1 protein-coding gene is annotated in these 7,137 nt (G+C 73.0%); it reads right to left on the reverse strand.

Features of this window, described 5'->3' with window-relative positions; translation table 11 throughout:
* Positions 1-21: 21 nt before the first annotated feature.
* Positions 22-7,137 (reverse strand): type I polyketide synthase (locus tag ACFVS6_RS35740; RefSeq protein ID WP_389710670.1); only part of this gene is annotated, 7,116 nt, incomplete at its 5' end.

Consider the following 7,137-nt stretch of genomic DNA (forward strand, 5'->3'; position numbering starts at 1 on the left):
TACTGCCTGCTGTCCGCTGTGCTAGATACCGAGCTCGTTCTCGATGAAGTCGAAGAGCTCGTCGGGCGTGGCTTCCTGGAGTTTCTCGGCCACGGCCTCGCCGCTCGATTGGGCCTGGGGTTCACCCCATTTCGCCAGGAGTGCCTGGAGGCGCGAGGCGATGTCGGCGCGCGTACCGCCGTCGGGATCGAGGACGGAGAGCGCGGATTCGAGCTTCTCCAGTTCCGCGATGCCGGGCGCGGCGGCGGCGCTGCCGTCCTGCACGATCTCCGCCCGTAGGAACTCGGCGAGGACCGCCGGGGTCGGGTGGTCGAAGACCAGCGTGGCCGGGAGTTTCAGTCCGGTGGCGGCGTTGAGGCGGTTGCGCAGTTCCAGCGCGATCAGGGAGTCGAAGCCGAGCTCCTTGAAGGCGCGACCGGCACCCACCTCGTCGGTACCGGCGTGCCCGAGCGCGGTCGCCGCGTGGGTACGGACCAGCTCCAGGACGGCCAGGGCCTGTTCGGCCCGCGTCATCACCGACAGGCGTCGGCGCAGCGCCTCGCCGGGAGCCCCTGCGGCGTCCGCGTCCGCTCCGCCGGCCGGCGCGGCCTGTACGAGCCGACGCACCTCCGGCAGGTCGGCGAGGAACGGGCTGGGTCGTACGGCGGTGTAGCCGGGCGTGAACCGTTCCCACTGGATGTCTGCGACGGCGACGGCCGGCTCGCCGTGGTCGAGGGCCTGCTGGAGCGCGCGGATCGCGGAGCGCGGCGCCATGGCGGGCACGCCGCCGCGGTCGAGGCGTTCCCCGATGGCGCCGCCGGCGGCCAGTCCGCTGTCGCCCCACCGGCCCCAGGCGACGGAGGTCGCGGGCAGGCCGTCGGCGTGCCGCTGCTCGGCGAGGGCGTCGAGGTAGGAGTTGGCGGCGGCGTAGTTGCCCTGTCCCGCGTCACCGAGGGTGCCGGCGACGCCGGAGAACAGGACGAACGCCGACAGGTCGAGGTTCCGGGTCAGTTCGTGGAGGGTGAGCGCCGCGTCCGCCTTGGGGGCGAGTACCGTCGCGAACCTTTCGGGGGTGAGTCCGTCGATGACTCCGTCGTCGAGGACGCCCGCGGTGTGCACGACGGCGGTGAGCGGCCGGCTCCGCGGCACGGCGGCGAGGAGGTCGGTGACCGCGTCACGGTCGGCCATGTCGCAGGCGGCGAGGGTGACCTCGGTGCCGAGCGCGGTGAGTTCGTCCCGCAGTTCGGTCGCGCCGGGGGCGTCGGCGCCGCGGCGGCTGGTGAGGAGCAGGTGCTCGGCGCCGTTCTCGGCGAGCCAGCGGGCGACGTGCGCGCCGAGCGCGCCCGTACCGCCGGTGACCAGGGTCGTGCCGTGCGGCTTCCAGGCGGGGGCGACGGGCGCGTCCGCGAGGGGGGCGTGGGCGAGGCGGCGTCCGTACGGTCCTGCGGCCCGGACGGCCACCTGGTCCTCGGTGCCGTCCCCGGCGAGGATCCCGACGAGCCGTTCCAGGGTCCGTCCGTCGGCCTGCGCGGGCAGGTCGAGGAGACCGCCCCAGCGGTCGGGGAACTCCAGCGCGGCCGTACGTCCGAAGCCCCAAAGGAGGGCCTGCGCCGGGTCCTGGAGGCGCTCGGACGGGGCGACGGCGACGGCGCCGCGGGTCACGCACCACAGGGGTGCGGACACCTCGGTGTCACCGAGGGCCTGGACGAGTGCGGCGGTGGCCAGCAGTCCTGTGTGCCCGTGCAGTGCGGTGCCGTCGGTGCCGTCGGCGAGGGCGAGGAGGGAGAGGACCCCGGCGGGTTCGTCCGCCCCGTCGGTGATGCCCTTCAGGGCGGTGGCGAGCGCGTCCCGGTCGGCCGTGCCGGTGGCGACGGTGACCGTACGGACCTCCGCGCCGCGCTCGGCGAGCGTACGCAGCACACCGGCGACCGTGTCCCCGGCCGGCCCGGCCGGAGCCTCGGGCACGACGACCAGCCAGGTCCCCGACAGTCGGGTGGTGGTGGCTTCGGCGAGCGGCTTCCAGGTGACGCGGTAGCGCCAGCCGTCGACCGTGGACTGTTCCCGGTTCTCGCGCCGCCAGGACGACAGCGCGGGGAGCAACGCGGTCAGCGGTTGGTCGCCTTCGATGCGCAGCTCGGCGGTGAGCGCGGCGAGGTCCTCGCGTTCGACGGCGTCCCAGAACCGGGCGTCGACAACGCTCTCCGCAGCCTGCTCCCCCACCTCGACGGGGGCGGCCTCGGGCCAGAACCGCTGCGCCTGGAAGGCGTAGGTGGGCAGGTCCACACGCCGGGCTCCCGTACCGGCGAACACCGCGTCCCAGTCGACGGTCACACCCCGCACCCACGCCTCACCGAGGGACAACCAGAACCGCTCCAGGCCACCCTCATTGCGGCGCAATGACCCGAGGACCGCCGCCTCACGGCCCGCGTCCTCCACGGTCTCCTGCATCCCGACCGTCAAAACGGGGTGCGGGCTGGACTCGACGAACACACCGAAACCCTGATCAAGGAGCGTACGGGTGGCTTCCTCCAACTCCACCGTCCGGCGAAGGTTGCGGAACCAGTACCCGGCATCCAACTCGGACCCGTTCACCCACTCACCGGTCACGGTCGACAGGAACGGCACCTGCGCCACTCGCGGAACGATCGGAGCGAGCAACTCGGCGAGCTCGTCCTTCAAAAGGTCCACCTGAGCGGAATGCGAGGCGTAGTCGACCGCGATCCGCTTGGCACGAACCCCGTCCACCTCGCAGGCGGCCAACAGCTCGTCCAGAGCCTCAACCTCACCCGAGACGACCACCGACGACGGACCGTTGACCGCAGCCACCGAAATACGGGCCTCACCCCACGGGGCGATCCGCTCACGAACATCCTTGGCCGGCAACGGCACCGACACCATGCCACCCAGACCCGCCAGCACCCGACCGATGGCCTGACTCCGTAGAGCCACCACCCGAGCAGCGTCCTCAAGGGACAGGATCCCCGCCACACACGCGGCAGCGATCTCACCCTGCGAATGCCCGATCACCGCACCCGGACGCACACCCGCCGCCCGCCACACGTCCGCAAGCGACACCATCACCGCGAACAGAGCCGGTTGAACCACGTCCACCCGGTCGAGGGAGGGCGCGCCGTCGGCGGCCCGGAGCACGTCCACCAACGACCAGTCGGTGAAGGGCTCCAGCGCCGTCGCACATTCGTCCACCCGGGCTGCAAACACAGGTGAAGCGTCCAACAGCGCTTCCGCCATTCCCACCCATTGCGACCCCTGTCCGGGGAAGACGAAGGCGGTCCTGCCCCCGATGACCGACCCCTGGACGAGCAGGGGTGCGGTGCCTCCCGCGGCCAGGGTGGCCAGGCCCGCCAGGTGTTCCTCCCGGTCCCGGCCGATCAGTACCGCACGGCGGTCGTGGGCGGTGCGGGTGGTGGCGAGGGAGTGGCCGATGTCGCCGGTGCGCAGGTCAGGGCGGGTGGAGAGGTGGTTCAGCAGGCGGTCCGCCTGGGCGTGGAGCGCCTTTTCCGTCTTGGCCGTGAGGGGCCAGGGCAGTGGGGCCGGCCGACCGGAGTCGTCGGCGTCCGGGGTCGTCGTGGTCAGTAGGGGGTGGGGGGCCGGCGGGACAGGGGTTCCCTGCTCGTCGGACCCCGGTACGGCCGGGGCCTGCTCGATGATGGCATGGGCGTTCGTCCCGCTGAATCCGAACGACGAAACACCCGCGCGCCAGGGTCGGTCGCCGGTCTCGGGCCACGCCCGCTGCTCGGTCAGCAGGGTGACCTCGCCCTCGCTCCAGTCGACGTGCGGGGTGGGGTCGGCGATGTGGATGCTCTGCGGCAGTACGCCGTGCTGCATGGACAGCACGACCTTCATCACGCCGGCGACGCCCGCGGCGGCCTGGGCGTGGCCGATGTTGGACTTGATCGAGCCGAGCAGCAGCGGCCTGCCCTCGGGCCGGTCCTGGCCGTAGGTGGCGAGGAGGGCCTGGGCCTCGATCGGGTCGCCGAGGGTCGTACCGGTGCCGTGCGCCTCGACCACGTCGACCTCGGCGGCGGACACACCCGCGTTGGCCAGGGCCTGGCGGATGACGCGCTGCTGGGACGGACCGTTCGGGGCCGTCAGGCCGTTGCTCGCGCCGTCCTGGTTGATGGCGGTACCGCGGATCACGGCCAGTACGGGGTGTCCGTGGCGCCGTGCGTCGGAGAGGCGTTCGACGAGGAGCATTCCGACGCCCTCGGCGGGGCTGAAGCCGTCGGCGTCGGAGGAGAACGCCTTGCAGCGGCCGTCGGTGGACAGGCCGCGCTGGCGGCTGAACTCGATGAAGGTGCCGGGTGTGGACATGACGGTCACACCGCCGGCCAGGGCCATGGAGCACTCCCCCGACCGCAGGGCCTGCACCGCGAGGTGCAGCGCGACGAGCGAGGCCGAGCATGCCGTGTCGACGGTGACGGCGGGGCCTTCGAGGCCGAACGTGTAGGACAGCCGGCCGGAGACGACGCTGCCCGCGCTGCCGGTGGCCAGGTGTCCTTCGAGGCCCTCGGAGGCGCCGCGCACGAGGTGCGAGTAATCGGAGCCGTTGGTCCCGACGAACACGCCGGACTGGCTGCCGCGCAGGGTCTCCGGATCGATGCCGGCCCGCTCGAACGTCTCCCACGAGGTTTCCAGGAGCAGCCGCTGCTGCGGGTCCATCGCCATGGCCTCGCGAGGGGAGATCCCGAAGAACGCCGGGTCGAAGGAGGCCGCGTCGGTGAGGAAGCCGCCCTCGCGGGTGTAGGAGGTGCCCTGGGCGTTGGGGTCGGGGTCGTACAGCGCCTCGACGTCCCAGCCGCGGTCGACGGGGAACCGGGAGAGGGCGTCGCCGCCGGAGGCCAGCAGTTGCCACAGTTCCTCGGGACTGCGGACGCCACCGGGGAAGCGGCAGCTCATCGCGACGACGGCGATCGGTTCGGCGTCCGCTCCGGCGGTGGGGCCGGTGACCGTCCGGGCGGTCGCGGTGTCCTTCGCGTCCCGGCCGCCGAGCTCGGCCCGCAGGTGCCGGGCCAGGACGGTCGGCGTCGGGTGGTCGAAGACGAGGGTGGGCGGCAGCTTGAGCCCGGCGGCGGCGCCGAGGCGGTTGCGCAGTTCGACGGAGGTGAGGGAGTCGAAGCCGAGTTCCTTGAACGCCCGGCCGGCCTCGACGGCGTCGGGCCCGGCGTAGCCGAGTACCGCGGCGACGGCCGTCCGGACGAGTTCCAGCAGCAGGCGTTCCTGCTCGGCCTCGGACTGTCCGGCGAGCCGGCGCAGGAGCACGGCGGCGTTGCCGGTGTCCTCCGTGGTGTCGGCGCCGGTGGCCTCCGCCGCCTGTCGCGCCTCGGGCAGGTCGTGCAGCAGGGGCCGGGCGCGGCCCGAGGTGAAGGCGAGTACGAAGCGCTTCCACTCCATGTCGGCGACGGTCAGGGTGGTCTCGTCACGGTCCAGGGCGTACTGGAGCGCGCTGACGGCCCGTGCGGGGTCCATCTCGATGACGCCGTGGCGACGCATCCGGTCGCCGACGGCGCCTTCGGCCATGCCTCCGTCACCCCAGGGGCCCCAGGCGAGGGAGGTGGTGGGCAGGCCTTCGGCCCGCCGGTATTCGGCGAAGGCGTCGAGGAACGCGTTGCCGGGCGCGTAGTTGCCCTGGCCGGGGGCGCCGAAGGTGGCGGCGAAGGAGGAGAAGAGGACGAACGCCGAAAGGTCCAGGTGACGGGTCAGCTCGTGCAGGTTCCGCGTGGCATCGACCTTCACCCGCAGGACCCGTTCGATCTGCTCGGGGGTGAGCGCCTCGATGACCCCGTCGTCCAGGACGGCCGCCGTGTGCACGACCGCGGTGAGCGGCCGGTCGGCCGGTACGGAGGTCAGGAGGGCCGCGAGCTGGTCGCCGTCACCGACGTCGCAGGCGGCGATCGTCACCTCCGCGCCGAGGGCCGTCAACTCCTCACGGAGACCGACGGCACCGGGCGCGTCCGGACCACGACGGCTGGTCAGGACCAGGTGCTCGGCACCGTTCGACGCCAGCCAACGGGCGACGTGCGCACCGAGCGCACCCGTACCCCCCGTCACCAGCGTCGTACCGGCGGGCCGCCACTCACGCACGACCGGCGTCTCGGCCAGCCGCGCCCGCACCAGACGACGCACGAACACCCCGGAAGCCCGCACGGCCACCTGGTCCTCCGCACCGTCACCGGCCAACACGCCCACGAGCCGCGACAGGCTCCGCTCGTCGGCCACGGACGGCAGGTCGACCAGACCGCCCCAACGCTCGCCGTGCTCCAGCGCCACCACCCGGCCGAGGCCCCAGACCGGGGCCTGCGAGGGATCGATCCGCGGCTCGGAGCGGGCCACCGACACCGCGGCTCGGGTGACGCACCACAGCGGTGCGTTCACCTCGGTGTCGCCGAGGGCCTGCACGAGGGAGAGGGTGTCGATCACACCGGGCGCCGCGTCGGCGCCGGTGGACGTCACGAGCGACAGCACGCCCGTCACCGAAGTGCTGTCGGCGAGCGCCGCTCGGATCCGCCCGGCCAGCTCGGCGCGGGAGTCGTCGGTGCGGGGCACGGCGATCCGTCGTACGTCCGCGCCGTGTTCGGCGAGCGTGCGCAGGACGGCTTCCGTCGGCTCGGCGTCGGTCGGGGCCTCGGGCACCGCGATCAGCCAGGTGCCGGAGAGTCGGGGTACGGAGGCGGGCTCGGGGGCCGGCTTCCAGGTGATCCGGTAGCGCCAGCCGTCGACGGTGGACCGCTCATGGCTCTGGCGCCGCCACGAGGACAGCGCGGGGAGCAGCGCGGTGAGCGCCTCGTCGGCGTCGACGTCCAGTTCGGCAGTGAGGGCGGCCACGTCGTGTGCGTCGACGGCTTCCCAGAACCGGGCGTCGGCGGCGCCGACCGGGTACGCGGCGGCCTCGGGGTCCGAGGGGGTGCCGCTTTCGAGCCAGAAGTGCTCCTGCTGGAAGGCGTAGGTGGGCAGGTCCACACGCCGGGCTCCCGTACCGGCGAACACCGCGTCCCAGTCCACGACCGCACCACGGACGTAGGCCTCGGCCAGCGACGACCAGAAGCGTTCCAGGCCACCCTCATTGCGGCGCAGCGACCCGAGGACCGCCGCCTCACGGCCCGCGTCCTCCACGGTCTCCTGCATCCCGACCGTCAAAAC

It is taken from the genome of Streptomyces sp. NPDC057939, from assembly GCF_042887545.1.
GTDB lineage: Bacteria > Actinomycetota > Actinomycetes > Streptomycetales > Streptomycetaceae > Streptomyces.